This is a genomic window from Xenorhabdus yunnanensis, from assembly GCF_028598805.1.
Classification (GTDB): domain Bacteria; phylum Pseudomonadota; class Gammaproteobacteria; order Enterobacterales; family Enterobacteriaceae; genus Xenorhabdus; species Xenorhabdus yunnanensis.
Genome location: NZ_JAQRFI010000015.1, coordinates 74,475 through 92,337 on the forward strand (window position 1 = coordinate 74,475; position 17,863 = coordinate 92,337).

Consider the following 17,863-nt stretch of genomic DNA (forward strand, 5'->3'; position numbering starts at 1 on the left):
GATTCAGGAGGCTATAAAAGAAAATTCTATAATAGTCCCAAAAGGTTATAAGGGAGAATTCTATATGAAAATAATTATTACTGGTGGTGCAGGATTTTTGGGGCAGCAGTTAGCTTTTGCTTTACTGAAAAATAAGTCAGCATTTAACTTCGAACAATTGGTTCTAACTGATATTCAGTGTCCAATTGCTCCTGTCAACGATCCGCGAGTACAGTGTTTGGCGCTGGATTTGGCGCAAGCAAGCTCGGTTGAAAAACTGATTGATGCAGAGAGTGATATTTTGTTTCATTTAGCTGCCATTGTCAGTAGTCAGGCTGAACAAGACTTTGACTTAGGTATGAGCGTTAATTTTGATGTGACACGAAATTTATTGGAGTCTGCCCGCACCAAGAATCCATCATTGAAATTTATTTTCACTAGCTCACTAGCAGTATTTGGGGGAGCTTTACCAAAAACAGTAACAGATCACTGTGCTGTTAACCCCCAATCCTCATATGGTACTCAAAAGGCGATGTGTGAATTGATGATTAATGACTATTCTCGTAAAGGATATGTCGATGGACGAATTCTTAGACTACCAACTATTAGTATCCGTCCGGGTAAACCCAATAAGGCTGCTTCTTCATTTGCCAGTGGAATTATTCGTGAGCCATTACATGGAGAGAACAGTATTTGCCCTGTTTCCCGTGAGCTTGTATTGTGGCTTTCTAGTCCTGAAACAGTAATTCGTAATCTTATTCATGCAGCTCAGATCCCAGAGGAAGAATTTGATTCTTCACGTATTATAAATTTGCCGGGAATTAGTATTACAGTGCAGGGTATGCTTGATGCATTGAAAGAAGTAGCAGGTCAGAAGCCCATAGAATTTATTCGTTTTGAGCTAGATGAAGGCATCAATCAAATAGTGAAAAGCTGGCCTGGAAATTTTGATATTAGTCGAAGTCTTGCACTGGGATTTAGGGCTGACTGTTCATTCCGCGATTCCATTCGTACATTTATCGCTAATGATATACATTGAGATGGAGCTTGATGATGGCACCTTATATTCCACTAATAGGATTAGTCGTAGCTGTATTTGTGCTGATTTTCCTGGTCTTGTGTACCAGAATTCATGCGCTGCTTGCTATGTTGATTTCAGCTATAATCGCAGGAGTCACTGGTGGTTTGACCATTACTAATACCATTGAAGTGATTACTACAGGATTTGGATCAACATTAGGTAGTATCGGTATTGTGATTGGTTTGGGGATTATGATGGGGCGGATACTAGAAGTTTCTGGTGCTGCCGAAAAAATAGCTTACAGCTTCATCAAGTGGTTAGGTAAGAGACGTGAGGAATGGGCGCTGGCAATTACTGGTTATATTGTCAGTATCCCCATTTTTGTCGATACGGCTTTTGTGCTCCTTTATCCTTTGGTTAAGGCATTGGCTAAGAAAGGAAAACGAAATATATTGACATTGGGGGTTGCATTAGCTGGAGGATTGGTAGTAACTCACCATGTTGTTCCCCCGACTCCTGGACCACTTGGTGTTGCGGGGATTTTTGGCGTAGATATCGGTTCAATGATGTTGGTTGGTATTATATTGGCTATTCCATGTGTTATTTGTATCACTTTTTATGCAAAATGGTTGGCGATTAAATATCCGGAATATCAGTACGTTGAGGAAAAGCCTGAAAAACTGAAACAGATTTATCAGGATTACATGGAAAAAAAAGTTAATAAACCGCTACCGAGCCTATTTCTTTCCCTTTTACCTATTATTGTTCCGATAGTTCTGATTTTGATTAAAGCAATAAATAATATTTTATTGAAATTTGACATATTTATTGAAAAAGAAAAACATTTATATTTTCAACTCGTTGATTTCCTTGGTACACCGATTATTGCTTTAGCCATTAGTGTATTACTGGCAGTTTATACTTTAATGCTAAAAATCAGCAAACACGAAGTGATTGAGCATCTAGAAACTGGATTACAAACAGTGGGAATTATTCTGCTAGTTACTGGTGCTGGTGGAGCATTAGGAGCGGTATTACGCGAGAGCGGAGTGGGAATTTTTATAGCACAACAGGTTGCTAGTTTACCAATAACTCCGATTTTGATCCCATTCATAATTGCAACGTTAGTGCGTTTGATTCAAGGTTCGGGCACAGTGGCAATGATAACAGCAGCTTCTATTTCAGCTCCCGTGATCAGCCAAATACCAGGAATCAACATGCTACTAGCTGCTCAGGCTGCAACTATAGGGGCACTGTTTTTCAGTTATTTCAATGATAGTTTGTTTTGGGTTGTTAACCGAATGATGGGTATTAAAGATGCGAAGCAACAAATGATCGTCTGGTCAATTCCTACAACAATCGCATGGGGAATCGGGTTGTGTGGTGTCTTGCTTCTCGACCTCGTTATGTAGATCTTGTTATATAAATAATGAAATTGCGCTCTGTAAAGAGGGTGTGTTGGATAAAAATAATCCTATTCATAAATATTCTATCGACCACAGCATTGTGCTGTGGTCGATAAAGTCATAAGCGTTTCTTTTTTCATAATGTAACTAGAAAGACTTTACAATCTGCTTGTATATCAGAAGCGCCAGGTAGTTGACAGATTTCCTGATACCGAGTTATGACCAGAACGGTATACCTCACTGGTAACTCCAGCTCCCAATTCAATATTCTTGTTTATTTGATAACGCATACCCGCTTTCAAGCCCAGGGAGTTACGTCCAGCCACTTGATTTTTACTACTAAAACCTACGTTTCGGTAGTTGGCAAAGCTCGTATTTTGCACCAAATCAGTATTAAGCAGTTCATGATTCCAAGCTAGTTGCAGATCGGTTGTGACTACTGCACCAGAAGAGAGCGGTAAACTCCAATTGCTGTTCACCCCAATGCTGGAACGCAGCGAGTTGAAAGTATTCGAACCCAACTTCAGGCGGCTGCTATCACTGCCTGTCTCCGTCATGCCACGACGAGATAAGGTGGTGTAATTCAATGAAGCCGTTGGGCCTGCACTCAGGTTTTCGCTCAACGCCCAGCGGTAGCCGCCACCTGCCATGAATGAACTACTTAATCCTTTCCAACTGGCATGGTTACTTGCCGTGTAGTCATTCACTTGCACGTTGCGATCCATCAGCCCGTCTTCAATGCCAAACCGACCATTACCGAACATATAAGCGCCAGCCAGTGGATTAACGGCATAGCGCGCCTGTATGCCTAGATTGAATGCGGTCATTTTACCAGTACCGCTTTCTGGTAATTTTATGGTAGCAGATTGACCACTGATGGCTCCGTGTAAGCCAAATATCCAGTTGTGATAACTCTCACTTTGTTTTTCAGCACCAAATACAACTCCATAACTAGAAGCGTTATACCCTACGCTGTTGCCTTGGCGCTTCTGGCTTAAGCTACTGACAAACGGCACTGCAAAACTCTTCCATTCATTTTTGACTAATTGCATTGGTGCTGTGGCGATATGACGCCCGCTGATGATATTGGCTATCTGTTGCTCACGATTAAGGGAGTTGGCAAACATAGCGCTGTAGCCTGCGGGGGAAAGTTGGTTCAATGCACCGCTGATACCACTGCCGTCTGCGGCAGAAAAATCCAGCGTGCGATACAGTTGCTGTATATCCGGCTGTGCAGTTGACACAATGCGATCCAGTGCCTTTCCTACTTGGTTCGCATTGTTGTTCTGCGCATACTGGCTATAGGCGTTTCGCGCGCGCAGCATAGTAAGCTGCCAAGCTCCATTCTTTTGCGGGGTTGTTTGCAGTCTCAGTGTTGGGGAGTGAAGCTGGCTATTCACCTGGCTGAATTCACCACTACGTGACGTTGTTTTTAACAGGCCGCTTGAATCCAATTGCCAGTCAGTAGCGTACCAGTCACGCTGCGGTACAAACGTCAGTTGACCATTGAGTTCGGCATGACCATTGACAATAAAGGTATCATGTCCGCCGCGGCCATCTACCTTAAGCTGTAATTGACCGTTCTTGCGTTGTTGATAGTTTCCTGTCACGGTAATCTTTCCCAACGAATTACCCGGATTACCCGGGGTGACGATCCCATTATTCACAAAACGGCCCGCCTGATTCAGGGTATAGTCGCTGTTCCCGGATAAAGTGGCTTTAGGGGCAATATACATACTATAAATCTGATGGTTGCCGTTAAGCGATGTTACCCCACCGAGAGCATTCAAATCCAGATTGTTGATACCTTTGATGTTACCTTTATAATGCAGCATGAAATTGGGATCTGCCTGATCTGTTGCGCGCCCCTGCGAGTCAGCCAGACGTCCAAAAGAAAGCTGTGTCAGACGTTGTCGGCCATATGCGTCCTCCTGGTCATACTTGGACTCAATGTTACCTTCCAGCCGAGCACCGTTTAATATATTAATGTTGCTCACCAGCGCATTCTTCGACATATAAATAGCCGCCGATTTACCGGCAACACGTCCACTGATATCGACATTATCCGCCAGCGCGCCATTCAGCTCCGGCAATAACTTTATGGACTTCCCATCGATAAAATGGATATAGGAACCACGATACTCCACCTTATTTCCCAACGAGTTATTACCAAAGTCAAAACTGATAGCCACACCATTATCCCCTAGTGCCTGAATATCACCACGCTGAATCAGGTTGTGACCTTTACCATATGTGAACATCACGCCACGACCATTGAATCCATCAGCATAGATACGTGTTTCTGGTTCAATGCTCAGAGTGTTATTTTGCCCGTCTACACGAATACCGGCACCGCCAGCACCCAGGGTTAACAGATCCGCTTTTTGGAAGATCCGGTTATTGCTGCCATAAACATGCAAACCGAGACCTCGCTCAGCCATATTGTATTTACCGGGCACGTATGCATTGCCTTGCGCATTACGCAGGAAATAGCCATGTCGGTTAATCAAAGTCTGCCCATTGCCATATACTGAGAATCCGAAGAGATCACGCCGATCTATTTGATAACCCATATCCTGCATCGCGGCCAGTTCTGCTTCCATAAGGCCTGTGTAGTTACTGTAATTTTGGTGGCTCATCAGGCTGTTTTTCAACTCGATATGGCTCATGTAATTATTGTCAACCAAGCCATTGCCAGCCAGTATTTTTACCGGTATACCGCGCATGGCTCCTGCCAGCACTTCATTTACGTGTTGACCAGTGAAATATCCTTGATCGCGCCGTAAGTCGAATCCTTGCGGATCATAGGCATTGTTGCACCCTTTACACAGTATCACCTGCCCGGGTTTTGCTGGATTTCCATTGTCGTCGCGCAAGTGTTTAGTCCAGAGGTCAAGAGGCATATCAGAATCAAAAATGGGGGTGTTTTTACCATTGCGATTAGATACCATACTTGAGATACCCAATGCATGAGCCAATTCATGAGTTGAAGTGCCTACCAGATCTGCCTTATCTGTGGGGGGTAATTGTGAGGGTATATAAGGCGAATGATCACGGTTTAGTCCCCCTAGTTTTCCTATTACAATCTGGCTATGGGCTCCAAATTCTAATTTTCCGGCATCCTTACCGTTCAACGCTGCCTGCAACTGTGTGAGGCTAATTGAGCCATCCTTTACAGGGGCACTCCCTGCTTCGGCGTTGTCTTCGTCATACGTACCTACATTTATGATTGCAGGTAATTTTCCTGACTTGGGTTGGATGATATTTGCCCAGTAACGTATCCCAGCCAATATTTTTTCTTTATGTTGTTGATCCAGATTCCATGTCGATTTTTGCTGACCGGACGCAAAAGGTCCATCATCAACGCCAAAGAAACGTACTTCAAATACAGCCGTATTTTGGGAGTTGTAAACCAAATGGCTGTCGTATTTTGCATATAAATGATGACTGGGTAACATACATACCAATGATATGGGATATGGCCAGTGAGAGTTTTTTCATGTTAGGCATCCTTGTGGTTAGTCTTAGAACAGTGATATTTGCTTCATATATTGAATATCATTCCTCACATAAATAAATAGTAAACAGATTAAATATTCGACAATGTAAATAGTCAAATTAATTCATCAATAGCAGTTCTGGCACAGGAGATGATCAAAATTGTGACTTTCAGCGCAGAATTGCTAACATCCGAATATTGGGAACAGTATTTTGCAGGTATGCCTGAACAAGCTTGAAATGGGGTTTTATGATGGAGTTTTACGTCCCAATTATTGGATTGGGAGTGGCGGTATTTACGCTGATTTTTCTGGTCTTACGCACTCGTGTTCATGTACTGATTGCCATGCTGATTGCAGCGATAACTGCTGGTACATCTGGCGGTTTAACGATGGTCAGTACTGTTGAAGTGATCTCCAAGGGATTTGGCTCAACATTAGGCAGCATCGGTATCGTGATTGGGCTGGGATGCATGATGGGACGGATATTGGAGGTTTCAGGGGCAACTGAACGAATCGCCTATAGTTTGATTAAATGGTTGGGTAAAAGACGTGAAGAGTGGGCTTTGGCGATTACCGGCTATATTGTCAGTATCCCCATATTTGTGAATTCGGCTTTTGTGATCCTTTATCCTCTGGTGAAAGCATTGGCAAAGAAAGGTAAACGAAATGTATTGACGCTAGGGGTATCACTGGCAGGAGGGTTGGTGGTGACTCACCATATTGTCCCTCCGACACCCGGACCACTTGGAGTCGCAGGGATATTCGGAGTGAGTATAGGTTCAATGATGCTGGCTGGTATGATACTGGCCATACCATGTGTCATTGGTATTACTTGCTATGCAAAATGGCTGGAGACTAAATATCCTGAATATCAACTTGGTGATACGGAAGAAAATGCAGAAAATTTGCAACAAGTTCATCAGCGTTATATGGAAGAAAAAGAGCAAAAATTGCTACCGAGTCTGTTTCTTTCCCTTTTGCCCATCGTTGTGCCGATTGTCCTTATTTTGGCCGGTGTAATTAATGGAATGCTACTGAAAACCGATGCATTTGCAGGAAAAGAAAATTATTTCTATTTTCAGATTCTTAATTTCCTTGGATCACCAATTATTGTACTGGCAATCAGCGTATTACTGGCGGTTTATACGCTAATGCCAAATGTCAGTAAGCATGAAGTGATTGAACATTTGGAAACAGGGTTAAAAACTGTAGGCATTATTTTGTTGGTGTCAGGAGCTGGGGGGGCATTGGGAGCCGTGCTGAACGAAGGCTCGACAGGAACAATATTGGCGCAATATATTGCCAGCCTGCCAATAACACCCGTTTTGATCCCATTTATCATTGCAACGCTAATACGCATAATTCAAGGTTCTGGTACGGTAGCAATGATAACTGCCGCCTCTATCTCTGCGCCTGTTATCAAACAAATACCGGATGTTAATCTGCTGGTTGCCGCTCAGGCTGCCATGATGGGTACACTGTTTTTTAGTTACTTCAATGATTGTTTTTTCTGGGTAGTTAACCGGATGATGGGCATTAAAAATGTGCGGCAGCAGATTATCGTCTGGTCGATTCCTACCACAATTGCCTGGGGAATTGGATTGTGTGGTGTGCTGCTTCTCAACCTTATCATGTAGTTTGTCATGCAATTTGTTATGTAAATAATGATGTAAGTAGTAATATAAATAGTGATGGCGCTCTGTAAAGGGCGCTTTTTTATTTTCAGGTTTCGTATTTCAGGTTTTGTGATTGTTCTTCGAATATTGTTTCCATTTCCGCTTTATGCTCACTATATTAATTTCTCCCTTAAATGTGATTTTAATCACAAATATATGTATGTGTTTCTTTTTTATATTAATTAAAAGTGATTTTAATCACTAAAAAATGTCAGAGTATTGATTAAATTTAGGTATCCATATTTTGAATCATGTCCGTTGAGGAGTCTGATATGTCTGATGTATTTCACTTAGGTATCACTAAAAGCGACCTGCAAGGCGCGACTCTGGCGATTGTGCCAGGCGATCCTAACCGTGTTGAGAAAATTGCGCGACTGATGGATAACCCAGTACATCTGGCTTCCCACCGTGAATTTACAACATGGCGTGCAGAAATTGACGGAAAGGCTGTTATTGTCTGCTCTACAGGAATTGGTGGCCCCTCAACGTCGATTGCCGTAGAAGAGTTGGCACAATTAGGAGTATGTACTTTCTTGCGCATCGGAACAACGGGGGCGATTCAGCCAAATATCAATGTAGGAGATGTATTAGTAACGACTGCTGCGGTTCGTTTGGACGGTGCCAGTTTGCATTTTGCTCCAATGGAATTCCCAGCGGTTGCTGATTTTGAGTGTACAAATGCACTGTACGAAGCAGCAAAAGCATCAGGTTCTGCTACTCATGTTGGTGTTACAGCATCTTCTGATACTTTCTATCCGGGACAAGAGCGTTACGACACTTATTCCGGTCGTGTTGTGCGCCGTTTCCAGGGTTCCATGAAAGAATGGCAAGAAATGGGCGTAATGAACTTCGAGATGGAATCTGCAACATTGCTGACTATGTGTGCAAGTCAGGGGCTGCGTGCTGGTATGGTGGCTGGGGTTATCGTTAACCGTACCCAACAGGAAATCCCAGATGTTGAGCTGTTGAAGAAAACTGAAAGCAATGCGTTAGGAATTGTTGTTGAGGCTGCCCGCCGCCTACTGTAATGCCTTTTATCGAGGGCCGGAGAATTCTGGCCCTATCGTTTGTACGATCTGCACTTCCCTTCATGTCAAAATCTGATAATGTCATAATATTTTGCACATAATCTGAAAGATAAAAGGCATCTTTTAATCTCAATAAGAGTGACTATGACCACAACAATTCTATCTCATCCTTCACTACTTCCTCTGAATGGTGGCATTAATTTCCGTGATTTAGGGAATAAGACACTGAATAATGGTGCCAAGATCAAATCAGGGTTGCTTTTTCGTTCCGGTTCACTGGACAGACTGACAGAAAACGATCAGGCTTTTTTAGTGGATCGAAATCTTTTTCAGATCATCGATTATCGTGATAGCAGTGAAATTCTGGATAAACCGGATCAAGTATGGCATGGGGCACATTACCACCATGCTCCGGCTAATCCTCTTTCCAAAGAAGTGAATGCCAATCTGGATAAGTTAGATAAGGAGATATTGGCGCAATTCGATGCAAAAGTATTTATGTCACGTCTTTACGAATTGCTACCCATTAATAATCCAGCTTATAAAACATTAGCTGCATTGCTGCTGCAACCAGAGAAAGGCGGAATTGTACAACACTGCGCGGTTGGCAAAGATAGGACAGGAGTCGGCTCCGCACTGGTTTTACTCGCATTGGGTGCTAATCTGGATACGGTAATGGAAGATTATTTGCTGACCAATGTTACGCTGGCTCCGTATCGAGACTATTTATTGAGTGAACACGCAAAAGTCATGAGTGAAAATGTTGTTGAAAAATTTGCTTATGTTTATTCAGTGCGGGAAGAGTTTTTATTGACCGCCCTTAATAGCATTAATCAACATTATGGCAGCGTAGATATTTGGTTGGAAAAAGATATCGGACTCAATATTGCGGCGCGTGAAAAACTACAATCCTATTTTCTTGAATAAAAATAATAGGTTAGCATTTAGTTGGTTGTGCAGTGCTAACCTATGACATATTACTGATAACACAGGAAAGACTAATGTGAGCTTGCATGAAATTATCGAACTGGTCACAAACTTTGTAAAAGCCCATGAAATTTGGGCAATTCCAATTGTTTTCCTACTTGCATTTGGTGAATCGTTGGCGTTTATCTCCCTATTGTTGCCGGCAACGATCATTTTGTTAGGGTTAGGGGCATTGATTGGTGAAAATGGGTTAACCTTCTGGCCAATATGGGTAGCCGCCGCTGCCGGAGCTTTCTTTGGAGACTGGGTTTCTTACTGGTTTGGTTTCCATTACAAAGAGAATGTTGGCAAGATGTGGCCACTTTCTCGCCATCCTCAAACTTTAGTTCGCGGCCATCGATTTTTTGAACGATGGGGGGTATGGGGCGTTTTTATTGGACGTTTTTTTGGTCCATTGAGGGCCGTTGTACCACTGGTGGCGGGAATTTGTGCCATGCCACAACGTCATTTTCAGCTCGCTAATTTTGCTTCTGCATTAGTTTGGGCATTTGGTATTTTAGCACCGGGAGCGTTTGGTCTGCGTTGGCTGGCCGAATGGATGGGATAAAAGTGAGAAGTGGCTGGAATTAGTGAAAATGGATGGAATAAGAGAATGGAGTAATTGCGAGCCGCTTTGCAAATTGAAAGAAAGCTATTGAATACTCTGGACATCTATACAGCGTCTATTTAACTTACATTGAGGCTAGTAATCCCTAAAAGTTGACCGGAATTTAGCGACAATGATGTTAGTGAGGGTGTATAGGTGGATATCCAGTGGTTATATATGCTGATTGGTGGATTAAGTGGATTGCTGGGCGGAGGGGGCTTCGTCTGGCTTTCTGTTCATCAGAGAATCCAGCAAAAAGAGCAAGAACTGCGTGAATTATATAGCCAATTGGCTGTCAGCCATGAAAAGCTGGAACAATCTCACTATTGGCGCACTGAATGTGCTCAATTAAACCAAGAGTTGTTGGCTCAACGCGAAATTAATAGTGTGCAGGAAGCTGAGCTGCGAGAATTGAGTACTCGGCTTGAAGAAAGCAGACTGGCAGCGGAGGAAAAACAGCGTTTATTGATCAATAGCGAACAGCGATTAAGTACCCAGTTTGAAAATCTCGCCAATCGTATTTTTGAACAGAATCGACACCGCACCGACGAATATCACCGCCAAAATCTCAATAACCTTCTGATACCATTTCGCGAACAGCTTGAGGGATTCCGCAGTCAGGTACAAGACAGCTTTGGGCAGGAAGCTCGTGAACGTCATACTCTGACTCATGAAATTCGTAATCTTCAGCAACTCAATGCTCAGATGGCAAAAGAGGCTATCAATCTTACCAAGGCCCTGAAAGGAGACAATAAAATGCAGGGAAATTGGGGAGAGATGGTCTTGACCAGAGTTTTGGAAGCTTCCGGCTTGCGTGAGGGATATGAGTTTGATACACAAGTCAACATTAAGGCCGAAAATAGTGAACGTTTTCAACCTGATGTTATTGTGCATCTGCCACAGGGAAAAGATGTAATTATTGATGCCAAAATGTCACTGGTCGCTTATGAACGTTATTTCAACAGTGATAGCGAAGAGCAGCGGGCACAAGCATTGCAGGAACATATCAACTCCATCAAAGGGCACATTCGTGGCCTGAGCCGAAAAGATTATCAACAATTGCCCGGGCTGCGATCACTGGATTATGTTTTGATGTTTATTCCAGTGGAGCCTGCTTATTTGGTTGCACTCAATCAGGCTCCAGAGTTACTTGATGAAGCATTGAAACATAATATTATGCTGGTTAGCCCATCTACTTTGCTGGTTGCTATCCGTACAATAAATAACTTGTGGCGTTATGAATATCAAAGCCAAAATGCACGTCTGATCGCTGATAAAGCTGCCAGAATGTATGACAAAATGCGGCTGTTTGTGGATGATATGCAAGGGTTGGGGCAAAGCCTCAACAAAGCGCAGGCGAGTTACCACTTTGCAATGAAAAAGCTCGTTGAGGGGAGAGGGAACTTGATTAGTCAGGCAGAGGGATTTCGCGATTTAGGCGTGGATGTGAAGCGTCCTATTGATTCACAGCTGATCGATAAATCTTTCCAATCGTTGCAGGTGAATGAGTGAAGTCTGGATAGGGTTTTATCGGAAAGGCTGGTACACTTGCTATAATTTTTTTGAATAAAAATCGGACAAATAACATGGCAGATCAATCAAAAGAAACCACCGATTTTGGTTTCCGCACCGTAGCCAAAGAAGAAAAAAAAGAGATGGTGGCAGAGGTGTTCCACTCTGTGGCCTCGAAATATGACTTAATGAATGATTTGATGTCATTTGGCATTCACCGTATCTGGAAACGTTTTACCATTGAAGCAAGTGGTGTTCGCCGTGGTCATAAGGTGCTGGATCTTGCAGGTGGAACAGGTGATCTAACAGCGAAGTTTTCCCGAATTGTGGGGGAAAAAGGTCAAGTTGTTCTGGCTGATATCAACGATTCAATGTTGAAAGTCGGACGTGAAAAATTACGAGATATCGGTATCGTAGGCAATGTCAGTTATGTTCAAGCCAACGCTGAAGAATTACCTTTCCCAGATAACCATTTTGATTGTATTACCATTTCCTTTGGCTTGCGTAATGTCACGGATAAAGAAAAAGCCCTGCGTTCCATGTGCCGGGTACTTAAGCCGGGTGGGCGCCTGTTGGTGCTGGAGTTTTCCAAACCTGTATTGGCACCGTTGAGTAAGGTTTATGATGCTTATTCATTCCATGTTCTACCTCGAATCGGCCAGATGATTGTGAAGGATGCGGAAAGTTACCGTTATCTGACTGAGTCCATCCGTATGCACCCTGATCAAGAAACCTTAAAAGGTATGATGGAAGAAGCGGGTTTTGACCAAGTTTCTTACTCCAACATGACTGGCGGAATCGTTGCACTGCACAAAGGGTTCAAATTCTGAAATGGAAACACCCTCATTAAGCCATAGCATGAGTTCTGCGGTATCAAATGATAAGGTGTTGTTTACAATATTGACGGCTTTTCTGGAAACAACCCTGAATCATCTGTTATACCGTGAAACGGTATTAAAACCTGCCCGTTTGAGACTGGCAGGAAAAATACTGTCTATTGAACTGAAAGAAATTGAAACACCATTTGTACTGATATTCAGTGAAAGGCAAGTGGATGTTTTGAGTCAATGGTCAGAACCAGCGGATTGCTCAATGAAAGCAACGATACCCGCGTTACTCAAGCTACGGGATCGCCAGTGTCTTTCAGCTTTGATTAACAACGGTGAAATTGTCATTGAAGGGGATATGCAGGTTATTCAACAATGGTCAGCTTTGCTGGACATGTCAGAGTGGGACCCTGCTCATTATCTTTCCCCTTATGTTGGTGATATTGCCGCAGAAGGTATCAGCCGGATGATGAAGAAAAGTTTTGAACTTGTCAGCAATAGTATTGCAAGGAAGAAAACGTACTTCGCTGAATCATTGACAGAAGAGTGGAAAATGGCTCCCAGTGCGTTGGAAGTGGCCTATTTCAATGAGGAAGTTAATGCCGTTGCCAATAAAATAGACCAGCTCGAAAAACGGTTGGCGACACTGGAGGGAAAACATGACACCCAGTGAAATTAAGCGACTTTACTTTATCATCCGAGTCTTTCTTTCCTATGGGCTGGATGAACTTATCCCCAATATTCGTTTGACATGGCCGTTGCGTTTTGGGCGTCATTTACTATTTTGGATACCTAACAGGCATAAGGGTAAACCTCTCGGTGAGCGTTTACGTTTAGCATTACAAGAACTTGGTCCTGTATGGATCAAACTTGGTCAGATGCTCTCCACGCGCCGTGATTTGTTCCCTACTGCGATCGCAGATCAACTTTCGATGTTACAAGATCGGGTTGTTTCCTTTGATGGTGCAGTGGCACGAAAATCGATTGAAACTGCATTAGAGGGTTCTTTGGAAAAGTGGTTTGAGGGATTTGATCCACAGCCACTGGCTTCTGCTTCCATCGCTCAGGTACATACTGCCCGGCTGAAGGAGGATGGTAAAGAAGTTGTCCTGAAAGTCATTCGTCCAGATATTCTACCTGTCATTAAAGCTGATGTACGATTGATGTACCGTTTGGCGAATCTGGTTCCCTTTTTACCAGATGGTCGCCGTCTTCGTCCGCGTGAAGTTGTGCGTGAATATGAGAAAACCCTGCTTGATGAACTGAATTTATTACGTGAAGCAGCAAACGCAATCCAGCTGCGTCGTAATTTTGAAGATAGCTCAATACTCTACGTACCAGAAGTGTACCCTGATTATTGTCGGGAGAATGTCTTGGTTATGGAGCGTATTTATGGCATTCCAGTGTCAGATATTGCTACTCTGGAAGCGCAGAATACCAATATGAAATTGTTGGCTGAGCGTGGGGTTCAGGTATTCTTCACCCAAGTATTTCGCGACAGTTTTTTCCATGCAGATATGCACCCCGGTAATATTTTTGTTAGTTATGAAAAACCGGAAGATCCTACTTATATCGGTATTGATTACGGGATTGTTGGTTCTTTGAATAAAGAGGATAAGCGCTATCTGGCCGAAAATTTTATTGCTTTCTTTAACCGTGATTACCGTCGGGTAGCTGAACTGCATGTTGATTCTGGTTGGGTGCCGACAGATACCAATGTGGAAGATTTTGAATTTGCCATTCGTACCGTTTGTGAGCCGATTTTTGAAAAACCATTGGCTGAAATCTCATTTGGGCATGTTCTACTGAACCTTTTCAATACCGCCCGTCGTTTTAATATGACGGTTCAGCCCCAGTTAGTTCTGCTGCAAAAAACGCTGTTGTACGTGGAAGGCTTGGGGCGTCAACTTTATCCTCAGCTTGATCTGTGGAAAACAGCCAAACCTTTTCTGGAAGATTGGTTGCATGATCAGGTTGGGCTTCCCGCGATTGTGCGTGCCTTTAAAGAAAAGGCGCCTTATTGGGCGGAAAAGCTGCCAGAGCTTCCGGAGCTGGTGTATGGCACGCTCCAACAGCATCGACGTTTGCAGACCAGCATTGATCAAATATCGCAACAATTCAGAAACCAACAAATCAGGCAACGTAAATCTCTTTATCTATTGGGGATTGGTGCAACTCTCTTTATCTGTGGTAGTTTATTTTTCATCATAGATCAGAAGCATCTGGCATGGGGAATAATAGGGGCTGGAATTGCATCATGGGGATTGGGCTGGTGTCACTTAAATAAGCGTCAATGATGATGGATATTAACCGTAACTGTAGATAATTCTGCTACGACTTTGGGCATGATCGCGTTATTTTCGAACAGGTTATTTCGAATGGAAAGTTCGTAGTTTATAATTAAATTACTAGTAATATTCTGATGAATAGAGGCAGGTCAGTATGGGTGGTATAAGTATTTGGCAATTACTCATAATTGCTGTCATTGTCGTACTGTTGTTTGGTACTAATAAGCTTCGTACTTTGGGTTCAGACTTGGGAGCATCCATAAAAGGCTTCAAAAAGGCAATGGGTGAGGATGAAAAGCCAGAGCAGCCGGGAAAAATGAGCCAGGATGCCGATTTTGAAACGAAAAACCTCACTGAAAAGTCTACGGCTGCACAATCTGAAAAATCAGAGAGTAAAAGTAAAGATAAAGAGCAGGTATAAACCGTGTTTGACATTGGCTTTAGTGAATTGCTATTGGTGATGATCATTGGCTTGATTGTTCTGGGGCCAGAACGTTTGCCTATTGCGGTCAAAACAGTGGCTGGGTGGATTCGGGTATTGCGCTCTCTGGCGGCTAATGTTCAGAATGAACTTGCTCAGGAATTGAAGTTGCAAGAACTTCAGGACACACTGAAAAAAATGGAAGAAAAAGCCGATTTGCAATCATTGTCTCCAGAATTGAAGGCATCAATGGAAGAACTAAAGGCAGCGGCTGAATCATTGAAAAATAAGTACCAATTAAAACCAGATGAAATGAGGGAATTGGAGGAAGATGAAACTCATTTTCATTCTTCTATGCCTCAATCGGTTGAAAAGCACTCGGATTCAGACCGGTTAATTTCAGAACCGTTAATTTCAAAACCCGTAATTTTAGCGAAATCGAGCGAAAAACCAGAGCAGCAGAAAAAACCTGAACAAGCGAATGGCGAACACTGAAACATGTCTGTGGATGATACTCAACCCTTTATCAGTCATCTGATTGAACTACGTAAGCGGATTTTAAATAGCTTAATGACTGTGCTGATAGTGTTTTTGGCATTGGTTTATTTTTCCAATGACATTTATCGGCTTATTGCTGCGCCTTTAATGGAACAATTACCTAAAGGCGCAAATATGATTGCGACAGATGTTGCATCACCTTTTTTTACACCAATCAAACTTACCATCATGGTGTCTATCTTTGTTTCGGTCCCCATGATCCTCTATCAAGTGTGGGCATTTATTGCGCCGGCATTGTATAAGCACGAACGGCGTTTGGTTGTGCCCCTACTGTTTTCCAGTAGTGTATTGTTTTATCTGGGAATGGCATTTGCATATTTTGTTGTCTTTCCCATTGCGTTTGGTTTCTTTATCAAGACCGTACCCGCAGGAGTTGTAATCTCGACAGATATCAGCAATTACTTAAGCTTTGTTATGGCCCTATTTATGGCCTTTGGCGTTTCATTCGAAATACCAATTGCCATTATTCTGCTGTGTTGGAGTGGGGTAGTGACGCCGGAATCACTGAAAAGAAAACGTCCTTATATTTTAGTCGGGGCGTTCGTGGTTGGTATGCTGTTAACGCCCCCCGATGTTTTCTCGCAAACTTTGCTAGCTGTTCCCATGTATTTGTTATTTGAACTGGGGATTTTGCTTTCGCAGTTTTATGTTGGCAAATTGGGTAGACGTAAATAGCAAATCTGGAAGATGAATTAGATAGTAATATTAATGGTAATTTTAAAAAATAATCTGAATTAGTTAGCGATGGCTATTAACCCAGCGCTTTGTCGCTGGGTTTTATATTAGGAGAACAGTATGAGCTATGTATTTCCGGGAACATTTCCCGGTCGTCGTATGCGCCGTGTGCGCCGCCATGATTTTTCCCGCCGTTTAGTTGCTGAAAATCAACTTACCGTTAATGACCTGATTTACCCTGTATTTGTTATGGAAGGAACGAATCAGCGTCAGGAAGTATCTTCAATGCCAGGAGTGTATCGTCTGACAATCGATCTTTTGCTGAAAGAAGCAGAAGAGATTGCCCGACTGGGTATTCCTGTTTTATCTTTGTTTCCGGTTATTGAAGCCGACAAGAAATCATTGGATGCGAAAGAAGCCTATAATCCAGACGGCTTGATTCAGCGTTCTGTTCGCGCTTTGAAAGATGCTGTTCCTGAGTTAGGTCTTTTGACGGATGTAGCACTCGATCCATTTACTACCCATGGACAGGATGGTGTTATTGATCAGGATGGTTATGTTATCAATGACATTACCAAAGATATTCTGGTTAAACAGGCATTGTCCCATGCTGAAGCCGGGGCTGAGATTGTCGCACCAAGCGATATGATGGATGGCCGTGTTGGTGCTATTCGCGTGCAGTTTGAGATGGATAATTATGTCAATACCCAAATTATGGCTTATTCTGCCAAATACGCTTCTTGTTACTATGGGCCATTTAGAGATGCCATTGGCTCCAGCAGCAACCTGAAAGGTGGTAATAAAATGACCTATCAAATGGATCCTGCAAACAGTGATGAAGCGTTGCAGGAGATTGCACAAGATTTGCAGGAAGGTGCTGATAGCGTCATGGTTAAACCTGGTATGCCATATTTGGATGTGATTCGTCAGGTGAAAGATACTTTTGGTGTGCCGACATTTGCTTATCAGGTTTCTGGTGAATATGCCATGCATATAGCGGCCATTCAAAATGGTTGGTTGAAAGAACAGCCAGCGATTATGGAATCACTATTGTGTTTTAAACGAGCAGGTGCTGATGGTGTACTGACTTATTTTGCCAAGCGTGTAGCACAGTGGCTGCATGAGCAAAGATACTGATTTTACTCAATTTATTATTAAAGAGAGTAAAGCCAGCCAATATCAGAGAGTTGGGTGATGAAAGAGTACAGCAGCATATAGATAATAAATGCAATGCTGATAGTAAATACAATATAAATAATAAAAACGGGCAAAATTGCCCGTTTTCTGATTATGGCTTTAGCCAGTTTAAGTAGCGTCAGCTTCTTAAACATAAAACCCCCCGCTATGCGGGTGGAGGCCAAGGGTTATACCAAGAAAAACACCTTTCCGTTACGATATA

At 42.8% G+C, this 17,863-nt stretch carries 16 protein-coding genes; 14 read left to right on the plus strand and 2 right to left on the minus strand.

Annotation, left to right across the window (positions count from 1 at the left end; translation table 11 throughout):
- Positions 1 to 64 precede the first annotated feature (64 nt).
- Both denD and PSI23_RS08630 read left to right on the plus strand, forming a co-directional pair.
- Positions 65 to 1,018 (plus strand): D-erythronate dehydrogenase, encoded by a 954-nt coding sequence (gene denD / locus PSI23_RS08625; RefSeq protein ID WP_273554713.1) that lies wholly within the window; start codon positions 65 to 67, stop codon positions 1,016 to 1,018.
- A gap of 14 nt (positions 1,019 to 1,032) precedes the next feature.
- Positions 1,033 to 2,412: a GntP family permease gene (locus tag PSI23_RS08630; protein WP_273554729.1), complete on the plus strand. Its 1,380-nt coding sequence runs from the start codon at positions 1,033 to 1,035 to the stop codon at positions 2,410 to 2,412.
- A gap of 170 nt (positions 2,413 to 2,582) precedes the next feature.
- On the opposite strand, the gene PSI23_RS08635 is transcribed toward PSI23_RS08630, so the two are convergent.
- Entirely contained in the window at positions 2,583 to 5,864 is a 3,282-nt protein-coding gene (locus PSI23_RS08635) for an autotransporter outer membrane beta-barrel domain-containing protein (protein WP_273554714.1), read from the minus strand.
- 293 nt (positions 5,865 to 6,157) lie between these two features.
- Here PSI23_RS08635 and PSI23_RS08640 point away from each other — a divergent pair, with 293 nt between their 5' ends.
- The 12 genes from PSI23_RS08640 (at position 6,158) to hemB (ending at position 17,601) form a co-directional block, all read left to right on the plus strand.
- Positions 6,158 to 7,543 (plus strand): GntP family permease, encoded by a 1,386-nt coding sequence (locus tag PSI23_RS08640; RefSeq protein WP_273554730.1) that lies wholly within the window; start codon positions 6,158 to 6,160, stop codon positions 7,541 to 7,543.
- Positions 7,544 to 7,854: 311 nt separating this feature from the next.
- A complete protein-coding gene (gene udp, locus PSI23_RS08645; protein WP_273554715.1) occupies positions 7,855 to 8,610 on the plus strand; it encodes a uridine phosphorylase in 756 nt (251 codons plus the stop codon).
- 144 nt (positions 8,611 to 8,754) lie between these two features.
- Positions 8,755 to 9,537 carry a tyrosine-protein phosphatase gene (locus PSI23_RS08650; RefSeq protein WP_273554716.1) on the plus strand — a complete coding sequence of 261 codons (783 nt, stop codon included), beginning with the start codon at positions 8,755 to 8,757 and terminating at the stop codon, positions 9,535 to 9,537.
- A gap of 76 nt (positions 9,538 to 9,613) precedes the next feature.
- Complete coding sequence (locus PSI23_RS08655; protein ID WP_273554717.1) at positions 9,614 to 10,144, plus strand: DedA family protein; 531 nt, start codon at positions 9,614 to 9,616, stop codon at positions 10,142 to 10,144.
- A gap of 195 nt (positions 10,145 to 10,339) precedes the next feature.
- Entirely contained in the window at positions 10,340 to 11,695 is a 1,356-nt protein-coding gene (rmuC, locus tag PSI23_RS08660; RefSeq protein WP_273554718.1) for a DNA recombination protein RmuC, read from the plus strand.
- A 74-nt stretch (positions 11,696 to 11,769) separates the two neighbouring features.
- Positions 11,770 to 12,525, plus strand: a complete 756-nt coding sequence (gene ubiE / locus PSI23_RS08665; RefSeq protein ID WP_273554719.1) for a bifunctional demethylmenaquinone methyltransferase/2-methoxy-6-polyprenyl-1,4-benzoquinol methylase UbiE — start codon at positions 11,770 to 11,772, stop codon at positions 12,523 to 12,525.
- 1 nt (position 12,526) lies between these two features.
- Positions 12,527 to 13,195, plus strand: coding sequence for a ubiquinone biosynthesis protein UbiJ (gene ubiJ, locus PSI23_RS08670; RefSeq protein ID WP_273554720.1), 669 nt, complete (start codon positions 12,527 to 12,529; stop codon positions 13,193 to 13,195).
- Positions 13,182 to 14,819 carry a ubiquinone biosynthesis regulatory protein kinase UbiB gene (gene ubiB, locus PSI23_RS08675; protein WP_273554721.1) on the plus strand — a complete coding sequence of 546 codons (1,638 nt, stop codon included), beginning with the start codon at positions 13,182 to 13,184 and terminating at the stop codon, positions 14,817 to 14,819. Before ubiJ ends, ubiB begins: the two co-directional genes overlap by 14 nt.
- A 145-nt stretch (positions 14,820 to 14,964) precedes the next feature.
- Positions 14,965 to 15,231 carry a Sec-independent protein translocase subunit TatA gene (gene tatA / locus PSI23_RS08680; protein WP_273554722.1) on the plus strand — a complete coding sequence of 89 codons (267 nt, stop codon included), beginning with the start codon at positions 14,965 to 14,967 and terminating at the stop codon, positions 15,229 to 15,231.
- A 3-nt stretch (positions 15,232 to 15,234) separates the two neighbouring features.
- Positions 15,235 to 15,726 carry a Sec-independent protein translocase protein TatB gene (tatB, locus tag PSI23_RS08685; protein ID WP_273554723.1) on the plus strand — a complete coding sequence of 164 codons (492 nt, stop codon included), beginning with the start codon at positions 15,235 to 15,237 and terminating at the stop codon, positions 15,724 to 15,726.
- Between the two features lie 3 nt (positions 15,727 to 15,729).
- Positions 15,730 to 16,464: a Sec-independent protein translocase subunit TatC gene (tatC, locus tag PSI23_RS08690; protein ID WP_273554724.1), complete on the plus strand. Its 735-nt coding sequence runs from the start codon at positions 15,730 to 15,732 to the stop codon at positions 16,462 to 16,464.
- Positions 16,465 to 16,584: 120 nt separating this feature from the next.
- Positions 16,585 to 17,601 (plus strand): porphobilinogen synthase, encoded by a 1,017-nt coding sequence (hemB, locus tag PSI23_RS08695; protein ID WP_273554725.1) that lies wholly within the window; start codon positions 16,585 to 16,587, stop codon positions 17,599 to 17,601.
- A 17-nt stretch (positions 17,602 to 17,618) separates the two neighbouring features.
- On the opposite strand, the gene PSI23_RS08700 is transcribed toward hemB, so the two are convergent.
- Entirely contained in the window at positions 17,619 to 17,795 is a 177-nt protein-coding gene (locus PSI23_RS08700; RefSeq protein WP_273554726.1) for a hypothetical protein, read from the minus strand.
- Positions 17,796 to 17,863 lie beyond the last annotated feature (68 nt).

Bases quoted from the DNA above. Each gene is read 5' to 3' on its own strand.
- denD (WP_273554713.1), top strand. From the start codon at position 65: ATGAAAATAATTATTACTGGTGGTGCAGGATTTTTGGGGCAGCAGTTA.
- PSI23_RS08630 (WP_273554729.1), top strand. From the start codon at position 1,033: ATGGCACCTTATATTCCACTAATAGGATTAGTCGTAGCTGTATTTGTG.
- PSI23_RS08635 (WP_273554714.1), bottom strand. From the start codon at position 5,864: ATGTTACCCAGTCATCATTTATATGCAAAATACGACAGCCATTTGGTT.
- PSI23_RS08640 (WP_273554730.1), top strand. From the start codon at position 6,158: ATGGAGTTTTACGTCCCAATTATTGGATTGGGAGTGGCGGTATTTACG.
- udp (WP_273554715.1), top strand. From the start codon at position 7,855: ATGTCTGATGTATTTCACTTAGGTATCACTAAAAGCGACCTGCAAGGC.
- PSI23_RS08650 (WP_273554716.1), top strand. From the start codon at position 8,755: ATGACCACAACAATTCTATCTCATCCTTCACTACTTCCTCTGAATGGT.
- ubiE (WP_273554719.1), top strand. From the start codon at position 11,770: ATGGCAGATCAATCAAAAGAAACCACCGATTTTGGTTTCCGCACCGTA.
- ubiJ (WP_273554720.1), top strand. From the start codon at position 12,527: ATGGAAACACCCTCATTAAGCCATAGCATGAGTTCTGCGGTATCAAAT.
- ubiB (WP_273554721.1), top strand. From the start codon at position 13,182: ATGACACCCAGTGAAATTAAGCGACTTTACTTTATCATCCGAGTCTTT.
- tatA (WP_273554722.1), top strand. From the start codon at position 14,965: ATGGGTGGTATAAGTATTTGGCAATTACTCATAATTGCTGTCATTGTC.
- tatC (WP_273554724.1), top strand. From the start codon at position 15,730: ATGTCTGTGGATGATACTCAACCCTTTATCAGTCATCTGATTGAACTA.
- hemB (WP_273554725.1), top strand. From the start codon at position 16,585: ATGAGCTATGTATTTCCGGGAACATTTCCCGGTCGTCGTATGCGCCGT.
- PSI23_RS08700 (WP_273554726.1), bottom strand. From the start codon at position 17,795: ATGTTTAAGAAGCTGACGCTACTTAAACTGGCTAAAGCCATAATCAGA.